The 19399-nt window shown below is 67.0% G+C and carries 15 protein-coding genes; 9 read left to right on the top strand and 6 right to left on the bottom strand.

All coding sequences use genetic code 11. The annotated features are described in order from the left end of the window. Nucleotides 1-99: 99 nt before the first annotated feature. The 3 genes from F5X71_RS24470 to F5X71_RS24460 all read left to right on the top strand — a co-directional run bounded on the left by F5X71_RS24470 (nt 100) and on the right by F5X71_RS24460 (nt 3234). Nucleotides 100-1245 (top strand): acyl-CoA dehydrogenase family protein, encoded by a 1146-nt coding sequence (locus F5X71_RS24470; protein WP_167464136.1) that lies wholly within the window; start codon nt 100-102, stop codon nt 1243-1245. A gap of 258 nt (nt 1246-1503) precedes the next feature. Continuing rightward, entirely contained in the window at nt 1504-2265 is a 762-nt protein-coding gene (locus F5X71_RS24465; RefSeq protein ID WP_167464135.1) for a sigma 54 modulation/S30EA ribosomal C-terminal domain-containing protein, read from the top strand. A gap of 9 nt (nt 2266-2274) precedes the next feature. After that, nucleotides 2275-3234, top strand: coding sequence for an acyl-ACP desaturase (locus tag F5X71_RS24460; RefSeq protein ID WP_167464134.1), 960 nt, complete (start codon nt 2275-2277; stop codon nt 3232-3234). Between the two features lie 7 nt (nt 3235-3241). On the opposite strand, the gene F5X71_RS24455 is transcribed toward F5X71_RS24460, so the two are convergent. After that, nucleotides 3242-3457, bottom strand: a complete 216-nt coding sequence (locus F5X71_RS24455) for a hypothetical protein (protein WP_167464133.1) — start codon at nt 3455-3457, stop codon at nt 3242-3244. A gap of 24 nt (nt 3458-3481) precedes the next feature. Between F5X71_RS24455 and F5X71_RS24450 the strand changes: the two genes are divergently transcribed. The 3 genes from F5X71_RS24450 (at nt 3482) to F5X71_RS24440 (ending at nt 6492) form a co-directional block, all read left to right on the top strand. Next, nucleotides 3482-3712, top strand: a complete 231-nt coding sequence (locus F5X71_RS24450; protein ID WP_174817129.1) for a hypothetical protein — start codon at nt 3482-3484, stop codon at nt 3710-3712. A 213-nt stretch (nt 3713-3925) separates the two neighbouring features. Beyond that, nucleotides 3926-5206, top strand: coding sequence for a lipase family protein (locus F5X71_RS24445; protein WP_167466698.1), 1281 nt, complete (start codon nt 3926-3928; stop codon nt 5204-5206). Nucleotides 5207-5295: 89 nt separating this feature from the next. Beyond that, nucleotides 5296-6492 (top strand): PucR family transcriptional regulator, encoded by a 1197-nt coding sequence (locus F5X71_RS24440; protein WP_167464132.1) that lies wholly within the window; start codon nt 5296-5298, stop codon nt 6490-6492. Nucleotides 6493-6508: 16 nt separating this feature from the next. Here the strand turns inward: F5X71_RS24440 and F5X71_RS24435 are convergent, their stop codons facing one another. Further along, nucleotides 6509-7180, bottom strand: coding sequence for a hypothetical protein (locus tag F5X71_RS24435; protein ID WP_167464131.1), 672 nt, complete (start codon nt 7178-7180; stop codon nt 6509-6511). Between the two features lie 105 nt (nt 7181-7285). On the opposite strand from F5X71_RS24435, the gene F5X71_RS24430 reads away from it, so the two are divergent. Beyond that, the gene (locus tag F5X71_RS24430) at nt 7286-8050 is read left to right on the top strand and encodes a 2-phosphosulfolactate phosphatase (protein ID WP_167464130.1); all 765 of its coding nucleotides are present in this window, start codon (nt 7286-7288) and stop codon (nt 8048-8050) included. Nucleotides 8051-8154: 104 nt separating this feature from the next. After that, nucleotides 8155-10320: an acyltransferase family protein gene (locus tag F5X71_RS24425; protein WP_167464129.1), complete on the top strand. Its 2166-nt coding sequence runs from the start codon at nt 8155-8157 to the stop codon at nt 10318-10320. Nucleotides 10321-10372: 52 nt separating this feature from the next. Here F5X71_RS24425 and F5X71_RS24420 read toward each other — a convergent pair whose 3' ends face one another. Beyond that, on the bottom strand, nt 10373-12421 hold the full coding sequence (locus F5X71_RS24420; RefSeq protein ID WP_167464128.1) for a glycosyl hydrolase family 18 protein: 2049 nt from the start codon (nt 12419-12421) through the stop codon (nt 10373-10375). A 488-nt stretch (nt 12422-12909) separates the two neighbouring features. Continuing rightward, nucleotides 12910-15162, bottom strand: coding sequence for a TIM-barrel domain-containing protein (locus F5X71_RS24415; RefSeq protein ID WP_203218207.1), 2253 nt, complete (start codon nt 15160-15162; stop codon nt 12910-12912). Nucleotides 15163-15363: 201 nt separating this feature from the next. Between F5X71_RS24415 and F5X71_RS24410 the strand changes: the two genes are divergently transcribed. Next, complete coding sequence (locus tag F5X71_RS24410; RefSeq protein ID WP_167464127.1) at nt 15364-15543, top strand: YegP family protein; 180 nt, start codon at nt 15364-15366, stop codon at nt 15541-15543. A 255-nt stretch (nt 15544-15798) separates the two neighbouring features. Here F5X71_RS24410 and F5X71_RS24405 read toward each other — a convergent pair whose 3' ends face one another. Next, nucleotides 15799-16248, bottom strand: a complete 450-nt coding sequence (locus F5X71_RS24405) for a pyridoxamine 5'-phosphate oxidase family protein (protein ID WP_167464126.1) — start codon at nt 16246-16248, stop codon at nt 15799-15801. Nucleotides 16249-17475: 1227 nt separating this feature from the next. Next, on the bottom strand, nt 17476-19287 hold the full coding sequence (locus F5X71_RS24400) for a hypothetical protein (protein ID WP_167464125.1): 1812 nt from the start codon (nt 19285-19287) through the stop codon (nt 17476-17478). Between the last annotated feature and the right edge of the window lie 112 nt (nt 19288-19399).

Below are 19399 nucleotides of genomic sequence, written 5' to 3'. Positions count from 1 at the left end.
ATTCCGCCCCAGAAGTGAACAGCGATTCTGGTTCCGGGTACCGTAGGTCGCAACGACGGGTCGGTGTGGTCCGGCCGGTGTGGTCACTAGGAGGTTGGTGTGGAGCGCACACTGTTCGAACCCGAGCACGAACTGTTCCGGGAGTCGTTCCGCAAGTTTCTCGATCAGCACGTCGCACCGAACCACGCGCAGTGGGAAGAACAGGGCATCGTCGACCGTTCGGTATGGCTGGAGGCGGGCAAGCAGGGCTTTCTCGGCATGGCCATGCCCGAGGAGTACGGTGGCGGCGGGGTCAAGGACTTTCGCTACAACGCCATCGTCGCCGAGGAGTCGGTGCGCGGTCAGTACTCCGGCCTGGGCTTCGCCCTGCACAACGATGTGATCGCGCCTTATCTGCTGGAGTTGGCCAACGAGGAGCAGAAGCAGCGCTGGCTGCCCGGCTTCTGTGCGGGCGAGATCATCACCGCGATCGCGATGACCGAGCCGGGTACCGGCTCGGATCTGCAGGGCATCAAGACCCGCGCGGTCCGCGACGGTGACGACTGGGTGCTCAACGGCGCCAAGACGTTCATCACCAACGGCATCAACTCCGACATCGTCATCGTGGTCGCGCAGACCGACCCCGACAAGGGTGCCATGGGCTTCAGCCTGCTCGTGGTCGAGCGCGGCATGCCCGGCTTCGAGCGCGGCCGCAACCTGGACAAGCTCGGCCTCAAGGCACAGGACACCGCCGAACTCACCTTCACCGACGTCCGGGTGCCCAACGCCAATCTGCTCGGTCAGGAGGGTAGCGGCTTCATCCACCTGATGCAGAACCTCCCGCAGGAGCGCCTGTCCATCGCCGTCATGGCGGCCGCGGCGATGGAGGCCTGCCTGGACATGACCTGTCAGTACGTCCGCGATCGCAAGGCCTTCGGCAAGCCGATCGGCGCCCTGCAGAACACCCGCTTCGTGCTCGCCGAGCTGGCCACCAAGACCACGGCGGTGCGTGTGCTGGTCGATCGATTCATCGAAGACCTCAATGCCGGACGTCTTTCGGTCGAGGACGCCGCGATGGCCAAGTGGTGGAGCACCGAGGAGCAGGTCGAGCTCATCGACCGGTGCCTGCAGCTGCACGGTGGCTACGGCTACATGAAGGAATACCCGATCGCCAAGGCGTACATGGACGCCCGGGTCCAGACCATCTACGGCGGCACCACCGAGATCATGAAGGAGATCATCGGGCGTTCGCTGAAACTTTCCTGACTCCAAGACATTTCACGAGGGTGGCACTCCGGCGGGTGCCACCCTCGTCGTTTTCGCGCGACCCGTTTCGGCCCTCGTGTTCGACCTCGATGATGCCCGCCGGTAGCGGGACGAGGGGAATCCGGCGGACGTGCGGAGAGGTCTTGTTCGGGTCGTCGGTCCCCGCGCACCGTGACCTTCGGCTCTGTCCGCTCGTGCGCGCCCGGTGATGGCATGGGACGGCTGAGCGTGCCGGACTAGAGGAAGCGGGGCCATGTCATGACAGTTGCCGAGCTCGGTCACCCGGGGCCTGGCACGACGCCGCTGGTCACCACCTGCGGTGCGGTGACCGACGCGCAATGCGCGCAGGCGCGGCGCACGATCGGCTGGGTGCTGCGCAGGCATCGGCTCGACGCGCTCGCGCGGGTGCGGATCGGCACCGGCGTGCGGCCGGAAGGTCCGGTGCTGGTGCAGGTCAACCTCGAGATGGGGGAGCTGCCGGTGCGCGCGCAGGCGATCGGGCCCGGCGGTTTCGCGGCGATGTTCGCCGCCGAGCGACTGGACCGGATACTCGACGGCGTGCGTGCCGGGGTAGTGCGCCCACGCTGGCCGGATTCCCGGCGGCCGCTGCTGGCGCGTAGCTCCGAGCTCAGGCCGGTGGCGCGCCGCAAACGCTGCGCGTTGTCGAATGTCACCGTGGCCGAAGCTGTTTCGATACTCGCCACGATGGACTACGACGCGCACCTGTTCGTCGATGCCGAGACGGGGATGGACGCGGTGGTGTACCGGGCGGGTCCAGGCGGTGTGCGACTGGCCCGGCAGCACCGGCTCGGGCTGCCCACCGGAGCGGTGCCCGCCGAGCTCACCGTGCGTCCCGACCCGACGCCCCATCTCACCGAGCGCGAAGCCGCACAACGGTTGTGCGAGTACGGCTTACCGTTCCTGTTCTGCACCGATCCGTGCAGCGGCCGAGGACGGCTGCTCTATCGCCGCTACGACGGCGACCTCACCTCGGTCACATCATCCGACATCGAAAGGTAGGCATCGAGCGTGCAGCGTGAGCTGACCCAACGCGAAATTCTGACCGAGCTGGAACCGATCGCCGAAGACTGTGTGCACCGGCACCTGTCGATGACCAAGGACTGGCACCCGCACGACTACATCCCGTGGGACGAGGGCCGCAACTTCGCCATGCTGGGCGGAACCGATTGGCACGCAGAGCAATCGAAGCTCAGTGAGGTGGCCAAGGCCGCCATGATCACCAATCTGCTCACCGAGGACAACCTGCCCTCCTACCACCGCGAGATCGCCGAGAACTTCTCCCGCGACGGCGCGTGGGGCACCTGGGTCGGCCGCTGGACGGCCGAGGAGATGCGTCACAGCACCGTCATCCGGGACTATCTCGTGGTGACCCGCGGTGTCGATCCCGTGGCCCTCGAACAGGCCCGAATGATTCACATGACCAACGGGTTCGCCTCCGGCGCGAGCACGGCCGACGTGGAAAGCGGTGCGGGCTTTCTGCATTCGGTGGCCTACGTCAGCTTCCAGGAACTGGCCACCCGGGTGACGCACCGCAACACCAGTCGGGTGTGCGGTGACCCGGTCGCGGACAAGATGTTGCAGCGCATCGCCTCCGACGAGAACCTGCACATGATCTTCTATCGGACGATCTGCGGCACCGCGCTCGATCTCATTCCCGACCAGGCGCTCGCGGCGATCGAGGCCATCGTGCGGAATTTCCAGATGCCAGGCGCCGGCATGCCGAACTTCCGGCGCAATGGTGTGCTGATGGCCAAGCACGGCGTCTACGACCTGCGCCAGCACTTCGAGGAGGTGCTGACCCCGGTGCTGCGGCAGTGGAACATCTTCGGCCGCACCGATTTCAGCGCCCGAGGCGAGCAGATCCGGGAGCGTCTCGGCGCCTATCTCGACGATCTCGAGCAGGTGAAGATCCCCAGATTCGAGGAACAGCGCGCTCGCTCCCTCGCCAGGGAACGAGCGCGCTGCTGATCCTCGGTCAGCGGCCCACTCCGAGCGGCAGGCCGAGCAGCGCGGACAGTGCGGCGCCGACGCTGCTGCCGAGGGTGCCGATCGCGGCGGGGTCGAGCAAGGTCGACGGCAGCGTGCGAATATCGCAACCGGGTTGCGCCGGTCGACCTTCGGCGCGGCCGACGAGCCAGTTGAACGCGTCGGGCGCACCCATGACCGCGAAGTCGCCGTGCGAGCTCACCACGGCGGGAACTGATCACGCCGATGGGTGACCGAAGTGCCCGCGGCGCATCCCGGCGATCGCGTCCACCGCGGTCTGATGCGCTTCCCGGCCGAACTGCGCGGGCCCCTGTGCTTCGCGATCTTGCACATCTTCTCGGGGCAGGCGGTGATCCGCCCCGTCTATGCTCCGCCGGGTCTGGACGAGGCCGTCCTCAGGGTCGTCAACGACATGCTCCTCGCCTACGCCGCCAGTCTGGAGGCGCGACGCGCCGAGTGAGGCGTGCCGGTGCGAGTGGTCGAACCGTGCATGTGCACAACGGGAGCGCTGGAGCATCGGCGTTATGCCGATAGCGCATCGTCGCCCTGAGCTGTGAGCATGATCGGTGTCGGCGCATCAGTGTGACGCTGGCAATAGGCAGGCAATGGTGCTGGAGGACAAGTGGACAGGTCTCGGTGGCGGCGGCTCGTCGTACTGACGGTGTCGGCGTTCATGGCGATGGGCGGCGCGGGTATGGCTGCGGCGGAGCCGGGGTTTCCGACCTTCCCGCCGGATCAGAACCAGTTGCCGCAGCTGCCGAGCGAACCGCAGCTCTACGACCTGCTGCCGATCCCGACGCCGAGCGAGGACCCCTGGTACGACGACCCGGCCGACCTGGAGTCGTACGCGCCGGGCCAGATCGTGCGCTCGCGTGAGGTGCAGACCCGCCTGCTCGGACTGCCGTTCCCGGTGTACACCAAGCAGCTGCTGTTCCGCTCGAACGACGTGCACGACAACCCGATCGTGACCGCGACGACGGTCATCGTGCCGGGCATCCCGTGGCAGGGCAGCGCCCGTCCGGTGCTGTCGTTCCAGGAGGCGATCGACTCCACCAGCTCGTCCTGCAATCCGTCCTACACGCTGCAGACCGGAACCATGAAGGAATCCGCGCTCGCGGTGTACTGGTTGCTGCAGGGTTTCGCGATCAACGTGCCCGACTTCGACGGCAAGTTCAACACGTTCAACACCTACGCCGAGGGCAAGATGGTGCTGGACAGCCTGCGCGCCGTGAAGAACGACACCGGATTGGGGCTCACCGATTCCGGGATCGCGCTCTACGGCTATTCCGGTGGTGGATCCGGGTCGATCCGCGCCGCCGAACTGCGCGCCACCTACGCGCCCGACGTGCGCATCCTCGCCACCACCATCGGCGGAACGCCCGGTGACCTGGTCGCCGAAGCCGCCTACGCGACGCGCGAACAGCCGGGCCTGACCGGAACCAGCAACTTCACGATGTGGCTCGGGCTGGCAAGTCTGGCGCGCGAATACCCGGACGTGTTCAAGGTCGACGAGCTGCTCACCGCCGAAGGGCAGCAGCTGCTGCGGGACTTCCAGAGCCGCTGCTACGCGACCATCGCGCTCTCGGGCGTGTACCGGCCGATCAGCGCCTACTACCAGCCAGGCAAGTCGCTCGAGTCCTCGCCCGAGATCATCAAAGTGTTGCGGGACAACAGCTTGGGCAAGTACATCCCCGACACCCCGGTGCTGTGGTGGCACGGGCTCTGGGACGAACTGATCCCGCCCTCGGTGGTGCTCCCGACGGTGAACTCCTACTGGGAACGCGGCGCCGACCTGCGCTTCTACACCGTGCCGGTGCCCGAGCACATCACCAACGCGGTGACCGGCTGGCCGCCCGCGGTGGCCTGGACCAGCGCGGTGCTGCGCGGTCTGCCGCCGGGCCCGAAGTTCAAGGCGGACTTCCAGCCGCTGCCGCCCGGCTTTCCTGGTAGCTGAGACATCGCCGAGCGACACCTGCCGGTGCCGCCCCGCTGCCGGGAACGCGTATCGTCCGAGGGAGTTGTGCCGAGTAGCTAGGAAGTTCGATGACGCACTTCTCCCTGGTCGCCCCGGTTGCCGGCGACAGTGAACACTGGTCGCGGATGATCGCGCAGCTTCGCGCGCGTGCCGCGACGCTGGCCAGCGAGTTCCGGTTTGCTGATCCGCCGTACGCGCAGTTGCCGCAGTCGATGTTCGACGCCGACTTCGTGCCGAGCGCCGAACTCAACGTCGAACTGTTCTTCCGCTACGCCGCCGACGGCGTGGAGCCGTCGGAGCAGGACACCGGCCCGCTCGTCGAACGGGCGGTGCGGCTCGTGCGGGACGGGATGCCGCTGGACGAGGTACTGACCAACTATCGGGTCGGCGTCTCCTTCTTCTGGGCGCAGCTGATGCCCGCGCTGACGCCGGCCGACCATCCCTTCGTCCCGGAACTGGGCCTGCGGTTGACCACCTACGCCGGACTCGTGCTTTCGCGCATCGCGATCGCGCTGGTCGAGGACGCGCGCCAGCCGCGATGGGATCTGTTGGAGCAGAACGAGATCGCCGCCGCACTGCTCGCCGGGCGCGATCCCGGCGAGTGGGCGCGCGAGCTCGAGACGCCGCTCGCGGACGCGTTCCTGGTCGCGGCCGTCCGGCAGGGCGAGATCACGCCGGGACGGCTGACCGATCTGCGCTATCGCATCGGCAAGCTGCCCGGCGCGTTCCTGCACCGCGACAGCGGCGGTTGGACCGCGCTGATCCCGCTGGACGACGCCGCCGATCCGGTCGCGGCGCTCACCGCCCGGCTCGGCTTGCGCGCCGATCGGCCGCATCCGGGTTTCTGGATCGGCGTGGCGCCCGCTGCCAGGCACGCCGACATCCCGGCCGCCTACGCCGAGGCCAGGATCGTCGCGGAGACCGCGCGCTGTCTGGACCGGCCCGAGATGGCGTGCCGTCGCCAGGACATGATGTTCGAGTACGCGATCTCCACCGCCGGTGCCGCCCTGCCGAATCTGGCCGCGGTCCTGGCGCCGCTCGACGAGCACCCGCTGCTGATCCGCACGCTCGACGAGTACATCGCCAACCAGTTCAATCACAACGCGATGGCGCGGGCCCTCTACATCCACCGCAACACCGTCACCTATCGCCTGACCCGGATCGCCGACCTCACCGGCTACGACCCGCAGGATCCAGCGGGCGTCTCCACGCTGATGGCGGCCCGCGTCGCCCGGCAACTGCTCGCGAAGTCGTTCCGCCCCTGACCCTTCCGCGCCCGGCTCACTGCACCGTGACCCGGGTGGACCGGATCAGCGTGTTGCCGGGATAACTCGCGTTCAGACTGCGGACGGCGAGGATGACCGGCCGGGTCGCCTTGGCGGCGAACAGATCTGCGGCCCGCTCCCACAGCGGGATATAGAACGTGCGCTGCTCGCCGACCGGGACGACGACCGGGAATTTGAAACAATAGATGTGCTGGCTGTGGGTTTCGTTGCAGATCTTCATCGGCGGTACCACCGCCTCGGTGCGCCAGTAACCCCGCTGCCTGCCCGTATCGGTCAGCAATCCGACGTCCTGGATATCGACCGGTTTGGTGCCCAGATTCGTGATGGTGAGCCCCAGATAGGTACCGGGAACGGTGGATTCGGCCCGGCTCAAGGCGTAGGTCTCGGTGCTGTCCAATGCCTCGAGATTGGTGCGCACTCCGGGCTTGTCGCCGATCGGGCGCTGGATGAACACCGTGGTGGTGAACTGCGCCCGTGCCTCGGTCTTGGCGAGCTGGAAGGCCGAATTCGCCGTGCCGTTCGAACTGCGCGCGAGCACGGTCGAAACCACCAGTGCCGCAACACTGACCACGATGGCCACCACCGAGAGCGCCACCGCGAATTTGTCCTTGGTCGCCAGCCGATCGAACCCCTGCCGGGTCCGCTGGAACGGATTCTGCGTGGACACCGAACTCACCCGCCTGTCTGCCACCCCAATTCTCGCACCCCCCAACCACGACACGCTGTCGGTCATTCAGTGGACACCCCTGACAAGCGTCGGCGCTGTTGTTGAATGGGCATTGTGGATTGCTACAGCCAGAATTCGTATGGGGTGCGCCAGGATTGGGGGCCGGTCGGTGCGGCGGCGGTCGGCGCGGGCTGCGCGTGCCTCGTTGTGGTGGATGTGTTGTCGTTCAGCACGGCGGTTTCCGTGCTCGTCGAGCGCGGGACGCGGGTGTATCCGTACCGCTGGCGCGACGAAGCCGCGGCGGAATTCGCCCGGCGCAACGAGGCCGCGCTCGCGGTCGGCCGCGGCGCCGTGACCGCGGCGGCACCGTGGTCCCTGTCGCCGGCTGTGCTGCGCGCCGCGCCGTTCACCCCGCGGCTGGTGTTGCCCTCGCCGAACGGCTCCGCGATCGCGGCGGCGACCGGCGGCACCGTCCCGGTGCTGGCCGGGTGTCTGCGCAATGCCACGGCGGTCGGTACCTGGCTGGCCGGTAGAGGTTGGGGCACAAGCGAACAGCCGGTGGCGGTGATCGCGGCGGGGGAGCGGTGGCCGGACGGCTCGCTGCGGCCAGCGCTGGAGGATCTGCTCGGCGCGGGCGCGGTCATCTCCGCCTTGCGGCAGCGGCGGCGGGTGCCGCTCTCGCCGGAGGCCGAAATGGCGGCGCTGGCTTTCGAGACGAATGCCGATATCGAGGCCGCAGTACGCGGCAGTGCGTCCGGACGAGAGCTGATCGAAATGGGTTTCGGTGGGGATGTGGACGTCGCGCTGGAGTGGGATTCAGCGCGGGCGGTGCCGTTGTCGGCGAATGGGGTATTCGCTGCGGTGGAATAGGTTTCGACGGTGTTGTAAGTGCGGCTTACAGGTGATTTCAGATCGCCTTGAATTGCCGGAAGTTGTCGGGACATCGGCGGCAACCGTTGGTAAGAATGCATTTCATGACACGGACTGCCACGCGAGAACGGGTTATTCGGCAGGCCGATTCGGTGCCGCGGATATCGCACGCGCAATTCCGGCCCGACGTCGAGGGATTGCGGGCGGTCGCGGTGCTCGCGGTGATCGCGTTCCATACCGGCCTTGGCGGAGTCAGCGGCGGGTTCGCGGGCGTGGACGTCTTTTTCGTGATTTCCGGGTTCCTGATCACCGGCATGCTGTGGCGGGAGGTCTCGGCGACCGGCACGATCGCCCTGGCCCGGTTCTATGGCGGTCGTGCTCGAAGGTTGCTGCCCGCCGCGGGCATCGTGCTGGTCGCGACCGCGATCGCCGCCGTCTCCGCGTTACCGCCGTTGCAGGCCCGCACGGTGCTCGGCGATGGGATCGCCGGCGCGATGTATGTCGGCAACATACGGCTGGCCATGCAGGGCACCGACTACCTTGCCGCCGATGCGCCGCCGTCACCGTTTCAGCACTACTGGTCGCTCGGCGTCGAGGAACAGTTCTATCTGCTGTGGCCCGCTCTGCTCGTCGGCCTCGCCTGGTGTCTCGCGCGCCGACGCGCGGCAGGCGCTACACCGGTCCCGTACGCGATCGCCCTCGCTTTCATCGCGGCGGTGTCGTTCGCGCTGGCACTGCACTGGACCCGCACGCTGCCGCCCTGGGCGTTCTTCACGCTGCCCGCCAGAGCCTGGGAATTGGCCGCCGGTGGGTTGGTGGCCCTCTCGATCCCGGTGTGGCGGCGGCTGCCCGAACTGGTTGCCGCTGGCCTGGGCTGGCTCGGGCTCGGCGCGATCGTCCTCGCCTACCTTTGTCTCGACGAGCACACGCCCTACCCCGGAATCGCCGCGCTGCTACCGGTTCTCGGCGCGGCGGCACTTATCGCCGCGGGCTGTGCCGCGCCGCGCCACGGCGTCGGCCGCGTGCTGTCCGCCGCGCCGTTGCGGGCGATCGGGCGGCTGTCCTATTCGTGGTATCTGTGGCACTGGCCGGTGTTGCTGCTCGCGCCCCGGCTGCTCGGGCACGGGCTCGGCACGATCGGTGTGCTCGGCGCGGTCGCGGTATCCGCGGGCCTGGCCATGCTGACCCTGTGGCTGGTCGAGGATCCGGTCCGGTTCGCGGTGGCGCTGCGCCGCTCGCCGGCGTTCAGTCTGGTCTGCGGCGGTGTGGTCACCGCGGCGGTGGTCTGTGTGGCGGTGGCGTTGCTCGCGCTCGTGCCCGCGCCGGTGGGGCGCGGCGCGGCGGCGGACGCGCTCACCGTGACGAGCGCACCCGCTGCCGCGGCGACTGGTCCGGCCGATCCGCACGAGGTGAGCGTGCGACAGCTGACCGAACAGGTACAGGCGGCGATCGCGGCATCGGCCGAGTTGCGGTCCGTTCCTTCGAATCTCGACCCATCGCTGGCCGACGCGCCCGGCGACAAGGCGAAGGTGTTCGGCAACGGTTGCGTGCGTTCCTGGCTCGACGTGGGCCAGCCCGAATGCGTTGCGGGCGATCCCGGTTCGGCGACCAGGGTGGCGCTGGTCGGCGACTCGCACGCCGCGATGTGGAGCCCGGCCTTCGAACAGATTGCCGCGCAACGACAGTGGCGGCTGGAGACGATGAGCAAGGTCACCTGCCCGCTGCTCGAACTGCCCATCACCAGTCCGTACCTGGACCGGGAGTACACCGAATGTGTGCGGTGGCGCGGCGAGGTCATGGACCGGCTGCGGGCCGAGCGCCCGCGGTTGATCGTGGTGAGCATGTCGCGCCGCTACGGCGGCGACTTCGGCTTCACCACCTACGACCAGGCCTGGACCGACAGCCTGACCCGCTTGACCGCGCGGCTGCGTGCGACCGGCGCGACCGTTCTGGTGCTCGGCCCGATTCCGGACCCGCACAGCACCGCACCGACGTGCCTGTCCGCCCACCTCGACGACGCCGTCGCGTGCGCGCCCGCGCGACCGGTCGCGGTGGACGACGCGGGCATCGCGGCCGAGCGCACGGCGGTCACGGCGGGCGGCGCGCAGTACGCCGACCTCACCGAGCTGTTCTGCACCGCGCGGCGCTGCCCGCTCATCACCGGCAACGCGCTGATCTATCGCGACGACAACCACCTGACGGTCACCTACGCGAAGGCGCTCACGCCGGTGCTCGCCGCGCTCGCCGACCGGGCGCTGGCCGCGCCCTGACACGCGAAAGTGGGCCTCGCCGCGGCGAGGCCCACTTCCGTCGCGGTTCCTGCTACTTCACCGTGACGTCGTCCACGCTGTACCTGCCCTGCCCGTACCAGCCGTGCAGCCAGATCGTGACGCTCTTGGTCGAGGCGCCGGTGGTGAACTGGGTCGACAACTGCTGGTAACTACCGCCGGTGCTCGGCGTCCAGGTGGACGCGTCGCTGGTGCCGGTGCCGGAGGCGCCGAGGTAGACGTAGTTGCCGTTCACCCACGCCGAGAGCGTGTACGTGCGACCCGGTTCGACCGCGATCGTCTGCTCGCAGCGGGCGTTGTCGCTGTCGCTCGGCGTGCCGCCCAACGCGTTCTTGCCGCCGTGCACCGGGGTGCTGACGATCGCGCCGAGCGCGCCCGCGCACGACCACGGGGACAACGTGCCGCTCTCGAAGTCCCCGTTCACCACACCGCTACCCGCGGGCGGCGTCGTGGTGGGCGGGGTGGTGGTCGTCGAGGTCGGCGTCGTCGTCGGGGGTGTGGTCGTCGGGGTGGTGGTGGGTGGTGTGGTCGTCGGGGTGGTGGTGGGTGGTGTGGTCGTCGGGGTGGTGGTGGGTGGTGTGGTCGTCGGGGTGGTGGTGGGCGGCGTGGTCGTCGGCGGGTCGCAATTCGCGGGAGAACTGTTGACCCCGTTTATGACATGGTTGAACAGCGTCGCCGCCGGGTCCAGGTTCTCCAGCGAGTACATCATCGCCCCGCCGAGACCCTTGCAGTGCATGTAATCCAGTTTGGCCTTGATGGACTGCGGTGAGTCACCGCCCCACCAGTTCGTGCCGTCGTAGAAGTAGGCGGCCTGCGCGGTGGAGTCGTAGAAGGTGCGCGCCGGATTGTCGACGACCCCGCTCAGTTCCTTGTACATCCGGATACCCGGCACGTTGCCCGACATCGGTGCGCCCGGCGCCGGACCCGTCGCGGGCTGGAACAGACCGTGCTCGTTGCCCGCGGGCACGCCCGTCCAACCGCGGTAGTAGAACGGGAATCCGACGGTCAGCTTGTTCGCGGGAAAACCGCCGGGGATGCCGTAGGCACTGTCACCGGTGGTCCACGCGGAGACCGCCGCATCGATGTTGTACTTGCCGTTGCCCGGCGGGACCGGGTTCATCGGATCGTCCGGCCTGCTGTAGATCGGATCCTGGAAGTTGGTCGGCCCCTTGGCATCCCACGCGCCGTGCATGTCGTAGGTCATGAGGTTGACCAGATCGAGGTACTTGCCGAGGTTGGCGGTGTCGTAGTGGCGGATCTTGTCCTGGCCCGCCGCAACGGCCGCGGTCAGCGCGTAACGCTTGCCGTCGGCCGCGCCCTGGGCGTCGAGCTGTTTACGCAACTCCTCGGTGAGCAGGGTGAAGTTGGCGCGGTCGTTCGGCGATGCGTGATTGCCGAGATGGCCACCACCGCCGGGATACTCCCAGTCCAGATCCAGGCCGTCGAAGATGCCCTTACCGGTGCCGGGCCCGCCGTAGCCGTTCTGCTTCGGCAGGTTTCCCTTGATGAACATGTCGATGCAGGACGAGGCGAACTTCTTGCGCGCGGCATCGGTCGCGGCCACATCGGAGAAGTACTTCGAATAGGTCCAGCCGCCGATGGACAACAGCACCTTCAGGTTCGGGTGCTTGGCCTTGAGCTGCTTCAACTGCTTGAAGTTGCCGACGATCGGGTCGTCCCACTTGTCGGCGGTGCCGTCCACGCTGCTCGACGCGTCGAACGTCTTGCCGTAGTCGGCGTACGAATCACCCGCCCCGTCACCGGCGTTCGGATTGTTCTCGTTCTGGTCCGCGGCCTTGTTGGCCTCGAAGCAGGTGAGATCGGTGGGGTGGATGTTGGCGAACGCGTACATGATGTAGTCGAGTTTGCCCGCCATCCCCGAGGTGTCGACGTGCTTGGGGTAGAAGGCGTTCTGGTAGATCGACCACTGGTTGAAGTAGGCGATCTTGGCGCCACCGGTGGACGGTCCGGTGGCGGCGGTGAGCGCCGGCGTCGCGTTGGTGAGAGTCACCAGTATCGTCGAGACGCCGATCAGAATGGCCGCGACCGAGGCCGCGAGCCAGGGGAATTTTGCCAACCGCATGGGGTTCCTCCCTGAGGTGAGGCTGGATGGGGCTACCTCGCGCCGTTCGAGCCGCGAGGCACAGACACGCACCGACCAGGAGAGATCCTGTGGGGTGTCAGCTCTGGCGCCGATACGGCCGCTGGGCGCGGCATCGGCATTCCCGTTCACTTGCGGCGCGGCGGCCCGTCGGGTCGGAGCTGAGCTGGAGCCGAGAACAATTGTGCGGGTGGATATCTCAGAGACCGTCGGACGGATTCGCGTCGGCGTCCGGACATCCTGGTGCGGCGTCACACGGTAGCGCTCTGCACGAACTCCCCAGTGAGCCAGGGGAGCTGTGAAAGGTGCTCGACCGCAATCGAAGTGGAGCACGGCAGGTGGTGCACTGCCGGTCTGCGGGTTGCGGCGCCGCGGAGCGCGCGCCGCAACCGGGGAGACCGGAGCGGCGGACGCCCGCGGCGCCGTGGCAGAACTTTCTCATCGGGTTTCCTTTCTGGTGCGGCAACGGGCTATCCGCCCACCACCTGGGTGCCGGTCAGGGTCACTGTCCTGGCGTCCTGCGCGGCGATCGGCGCGGTCTTGACGCGCACCACCCCGCCGCGGTCGTTCGCGTCGAACCACCAGCCGCTCTCGGCAGCGTCGAGCTCGGCGCGGCTGTTATACCGGTGCAGCGGGCCGGTCGAGGCCCGCACGGCGTTCGGCGCGGCGGCGGTGTGCACCGCGAGCTGGTAGCGGCGCTGTGCGGGCATGTCCCGGTATGACCCGGTAGCGGCGCCGACCGTCACCTCGACGGTGCCGGTGCCGGAAGCGGGGGCGCGCACGGTGAACTTCTGGGTGGCTTGCGCGCCGGAGCGGTAATCCCTTGTCACACCGTCGTCCTCGGTCAGCGTGAAGCCGCCCTCGCCCTTCGGGTAAATGTCGAGATCCAGCACGCCGCGGTCGCGGGTCTGCCAGGACTTGGTGCCCTGCGCCCACATCGGCACCACCGCGCCCGCCCGGACGAACAGCGGCAGGGTGTCCAGCGGCGCGCGATAGCCGTTCACCGTGGTCGGCCCGGTCCAGGTGCGCCCGGTCCAGTAGTCGACCCAGGTGCCCTCCGGCAGATAGATCCCGTCGCGCACCTCGCCCTCGCGATACATCGGCGCGACGAGAAAGTCCTTGCCCGAAAGGAATTCGTAGCGCGCCTGCTCGCCCCAGGTCGCCGGGTCGTTCGGGTACTCCAGCGCGAGCGGCCGGACCTGGCCGACGCCGCTACGATGCGCCTCGACCGCATAGGAGTAGGTGTAGGGCAGCAGTCTTTCCTTGAGCTGCAGGTACTTCCGGTTGATCGCGGTGTACGGCTCGCCGTAGCGCCATGGCTGCTTGTCCTTGGGTGCCCATCCGTCCATCGACATGATGGTGGGCAGGAACGCTTTCCACTGCAGATCACGGGTGTAGGTCTGCGGGCTGCCGCCGAAGATGCCGTCGACGTCACCGGTGTTGTACGCGATGCCCGACATCGTCGCGCCCGCGTAAGTCGGTATCTGCCAGCGGATGTAGTCGTAGGACCCGGCCTGGTCCCCGCTCCACAGCACCGCGCAGCGCTGCGCGCCCGCCCAGCTCACCGGCGTCCAGACGAAGCCGCGGGCGTCGCTGTTCTCCTCGATGCCCTTGTGCGCCTTGTCGCAGCCGTCGAGCGCGAACTGGTATCCGGGGCCGACCCAGGCCACGTCCAGCTTGCGCACCCGCACACCGGCTTTCACCTCATCGGCCTGGTGCGGCAGGCCGTCCTCGGTCCACAGGCCGAGCTGCATGTTGTGCTTGCGCAACCCTTCTCCGACCTGCGCCAGATTCTCGTAACCGCAGCCGTAGCCGTCGTTGACCAGCATCCAGCCGTTGGGCATCTCGTTTTTCGGGTAGCCCTCGGCGATCGCGACGGCATCGAGGGTGTGCCGCTCGCCGCGGTTCGCGTTGTGCAGGTAACAGTCCGAATCGCCCATCTCCAGCCCGTAGATCGGCGGCAGGAAGGGACGGCCGACCAGCCCGGTGTAGGCCGAGATCACCCCTTTCGGGCCGTCGCCGACGACGTAGATCGCGTCGAAGCGCCGCTCGTCGTGGGTGGTGCGCACGGTATCGCCGAAGCTGTAGCTGCCCGGGGTGAAGGTGTTGCGCAGCACGCCGTATCCGTTGCTGGACAGGTAGAACGGCTGCGAGTTCGGCGCGCCGCCGTCGTTCCAGTTGTCGTCGGCGAAGATCTTGATCGTCTGGTCCCGGTGGCTGAATCGCCCATTCTGCTCACCGCCGCCGAAGAACTGCTCCTGCGGCCCGCGGGCCAGACTCTGCGTGGTGGTGTCGCCCTTCCAGGACAGCGGCGCCTTCTCGGCCCAGATCTGCTTGCTGTCGGCGCCGTCGTAGAGCGCGAGGCGCAGCGGATGCTTGTACGCGCGCAACGTGACCGGACCGGCCGACAGCGCCCAATAGTCGCCCTTGTCCGCACGTTTCGGGACAGTGGGTGCGGTATCGGTCGGCAACACGATCTTCTCGCCCGCGGGGTCGGTGAACTTCCCATCGGGCGCCAGTCGCACACGCACCGCCCCGGTGCGCGGAAAGCTCACCCGCACCGCGGCGGCACCGGACCGCAAGGTCGTCACGGGGCCGTCTTCGGTGACGCCGGTGAGGTCCGCGAGCTGCCCGGAGTCCGCGTCGGCCAGCGCGTCGGGCATAGCGACCAGGCTGCCCGCGGCGACCAAGAGACCAAGGGCGATATGTGCGATTCTGCGCATCAAGTGGACCTTTCACGCACGAATGAGCATCGAGTGTGTCCTGCAAGTAGAACCACAACCCGCACCGCAATCTCGACTGGCGACAACTGGGGAATCCGGGCAGGAGTGCGTCGTGCCTGGTCAGGAGCTCGCGATTGAATTGATACCGAGCGGTTACTCCCTAAAGGACACGTGTTGTCCAGTTGGAAGGAAGGGGTAGTCATGGCCGCGAAATTCGAACTGTTCACCGATAAGGCGGCGAAGACCCGCTGGCGGCTGAAGGCCGCGAACGGCGAGGTCATCGCCGCGAGTCAGGCCTACGAGAGCAAGTCCGCGGCGCGCAACGGCATCGAGTCGGTGCAGAAGAACGCGCCGGGCGCCGGTATCGACGACCAGACTTAGTTCCTGTTCCGAGAACTTCGGCAGGACTCCCGAACGAGGCATGACGGGCCTGCTCGGCGAGTGCCCGGGCCGGTCCCGATCCTGCCGAGTGCGCACAGCGCTATGGCGAAAGCGACTGCGCACGAGGCGGATCGGCGCGCGGGCCGAACGGATCAGCTCACCTGACCCGGCTCCGGTCCGCGCCGTCGGTCGAGCCGATATGTCAGCCCGGCCGAAACCTCCTCACGCCGTTGACCATCCGCGCCGCTGTGCGATTCAGGCGCGTTCGGTGACGTGCACGCCGCGGCCGGGCCGCCACAGCCGCACGATCAGCAGCTGCCGCTCCTGGTCGACCGTGGTGAGCACGGCGTCGGTGAGCTCGAGGCGAAAGGCGTAGTCCTCGCCCTCGGGTTCGGCGCCCGCGGCCGCGCGGGCGGCCGGGTCGGTGAGTTCCTCGGCGACGCCCGCGATCTTCGCGTCACCGTCGGACGGATGGGCGTGGATCGCGCAGCGGCCGTCGCGGCGCAGGTCGTCGGCCTTGCGCGCGTCGGGCATCGACCCGAAGGTCAAATCGGGACCGTGGAAGGCCACCTCCGAGCCGCTGACGCGGGGCGAACCGTCCCGTCGCAGCGTCGCGAGCACATGCGTCTCGTGTGCCAGGAACCGTCGCTTGACCTCGGCCGCCAGTTCCGGGGCCTCCTCCTCGAACGCACGCCATGTCGCCATGGCCCCACGATCCCACCGTCCGCGCCCGCCGTCATGGATTCGGGTGGGTGAGGTCGTAGACGGCGACGTCGCCGTAGCGCGCGGCCGTGTAGTGTGCGGCGACAGCGCTCGGATCGGGCAGCAGGCCCCCGCGGTCCTCAGCAGCACCATCACCGCGTCCGGGCTGTCGAACCGGAACCTCAACGCCATCACCGGAGTCGCCGCGAGCACCGCACCCGCTAGCAGCCCCGCCCCGCACCACCACAAGCGGCCTGAGCGATCGAGATACGGGCACCGCCTGAGCCCGCACCGATGTGCGCGCACCATCGGTGCTTGCAGGGTCAGGCTCCTTTGGGTCTTGGTCCTCTAACCAGAGAACCCGCTGAGCGGGTAGGACTGTTCTGGTGACGATCATCCGACGAGCGCAGTTGAGCGACACGGGGTGTTGTCCGAACTCGGCGTATCGCCTCCAAGCTTCGGGGAGGTAGGTCGAGCCGCTGTCACCTTGGCAACTCAGGATCACATAGGCAGCTCGGCAACGGCGCACTGCAGTTGCTCGTCGAAGTCGGGTACTGCGAGTGCGTTCGCACTTCGCCAGTGTCCGAGACCAACCGGCGATCTCCGAAACCGGCCGAGCACGTCCGAACCCGGCCGAAGACCGTGACGACCTGGCATTTCGCCGGTGCAATGGATAGCAACTGACCAGCAGGATGCAACAGATGGAAAGAACTCGGCGCGACCGTCCGAGAGGCGATGATCAACTGGGGCACTACTGCTCGGCTGTGCGTGCTCCTCTGCGTCCTCACCTTGTCCACCATCGGAATCATGTGGGCATCGCTGTGATGACTCATCACAGCACGCCAGGTTCGGGCAAGATATTGCCTAGTGAGGGATGGGGATCCCCAGCGGGCCATCGAAGAATTCGCCGCAGCGCTCGATGATCTCCGGCACCATGCGGGCGCACTCGTCGGTCGTCACGGCCGCTCTTCATTGCGAGTCGCCCTCGCCCAATCAGAGCAAAGGTACCGGCGGCGGGGCTAACTGTCGGCCGTCTGAGATGGCCCTTTCGACAGTGTTCGATGGATTCCGCATCCTGGGCACCGAATATCGTAAGTGCCGCTACCGTCGGATGATGTGGGAATCCAGGTGATCACCAGAAAATCATCAGCGTTCTCCGGGCAGCGAATTCCATTCAGTCTACCTTTCGAGATCTCTTTTATAACCTTAAGCCATCCATCAGACATGATTTCATCCACTTAGTCCTCCGAGGATTACTTGATAAGCCTTTTCTGCGAAGGCTGCCGCATCGCCGGACTCTCTCTTTGCCAGCTCGGACAACGCTTCAGTGATCTCACCCTCCCGAATTGTTGAAGTGTTCAGGCGGTACATCTCTTGAGCGACCGTCTTTGCAAGTTCATCCATGGACTCGAACGCATCTCCCGCGAACGTCCACCCATTCTTCTCGAAGAATGTCATCGCACGGAATCCGAAACCTGATGGAATATCCGGCTCGAACTGTACGCGATAGCCGTTGATGTTCAAAGTCGACTCTTGGCCATTGGCGACCGCTTCGGTGATTCGGGCGAAGTCTGGTGAGTTCATGAGGTCGATGGCCGCTTGGGCGATTGATTGTTCTGTCGCGGTCAGGCCTTCGAGGTTGCCAGCTCCCGGTTCCGTTTCACGGTGGGGCATTGCTTCGCCGGTACCAGCTCGGCCGGGTTGCCCCGTGCCAGCTGGTGTGGAGTTCGGTGCCGCTTCCTCCGGTCCCGTGAGCTGCCCTGGGCGATTTGCCGGGGGCGAGGGAACGCGCAGCTGTGCTCCAGGTCCGGTCGAAGATGGTGGCCGACCTCTACCTTCGCCGAACTCGAGTGCCCTGACACCCCCGTTGATACCGTCGGCCGCCTGTTCGCCCACCCTTGACAACCTGCCGACGACGCCGCCCAATTCACCGCCGATGACAGCGGCGCCGATGTCGAGGCCCATTTTCTGCTGCCAGTATTGGGGGCCGTATTCGACGAGTTCGTCGTAGCGGAACAGTTTCTGACCGAATCGGGCGAGGATTTCGGCGTTGGCGGTGGGATTGTCTTTGTTTTTCAGTGCCCATTGGCCATAGGCGGTGGCTGCGTTGCCGACGGTTTCGGCGTCGTCTTTGAGTCCGTCGACGCCATGGGTGCCTTGTAGGTTTTGGATGAAGCGGTTGAGGCTGGTGGCGGTGTGCCAGCCTTCTTTCAGCCAGTCTTTGGTGGCTTGTGATCGGGGGTCGTCGAGTTCGGCCGGGGGGGTCTTGATCGGCTTGCCGGTGGGGTCGAAGCGTTGTGTGGTGCCGTCGATGCCGGTGACGGTGTAGGAGTGGTCGGGATTGAAGAGGATCTGTTTGATCGTCGTTGAACCGTGCACGGTGACGGAGGTGATATTGCCGTTTTCATCGACCGTGGCGTCGTAGGAAGTTCCTTCGCCGTTGAACGGTTCGTTGAAGGTGCGGGTGTATTCGGTTCGGCTGATTGTGTCAGCGCCGGGGTATCGGTAGGTGTTGGTGCTGACCGTTACTCCGTTTTCAGTGGTCGTGGTTGTGTTCTCGATGGTGTAGCCGCTGGGTAGTTCTGTTGTCGTGTTCGGCTTGATCGGGCCTTGCTTGGTCAAGGCGAGGACGTCGATCAGGTCCATCGGTCCTTGCTGCTGTGCCGGCATCGGTTCGAGACCGGTCAATTGCTGTGGTGTCACCGAAGGCTGCTGGGCCGAAGACGGTGGCGGTGTCCGCGGCGAGGTTGTCTCCGTGGAGAACGATTGCCCGCCAGGCGTTGACCATTGCGTGCTGGAGCCTCTGGGATCGGTATAGACATCGGTTCCGCTGGGCAGTGCCCTGCCGGTTCCGGGCGCGGGGGTGCCCTGGTTGACGATGTCGATGACGTCAGGCAACGCGGCGACGCCGGGCTGTTGCTGCGGGACCGGGTCGACACCGGTAAGCAATCCCATTGTGCCCATCGATGATTGGCCGGTCCCCGGGCGAGTTCCGCCGCCGCCCGCGCTCGCTTCGGGTTTGCTGTTGACCTGCTTGATCAACCCACCGAACCTGCTCGACGAGTTGCCCTGCTGAGAACCGCGCAACCTTCCGCCCGCGACGAATCCGGCCGCGCCGGTCAGCAGCGCACGGCACTGCGGCGGCGGTGGGAGT

This window comes from Nocardia brasiliensis (assembly GCF_011801125.1).
Classification (GTDB): Bacteria; Actinomycetota; Actinomycetes; order Mycobacteriales; family Mycobacteriaceae; genus Nocardia; species Nocardia brasiliensis_C.
This window is presented reverse-complemented; position numbering and strand designations above follow the sequence as displayed.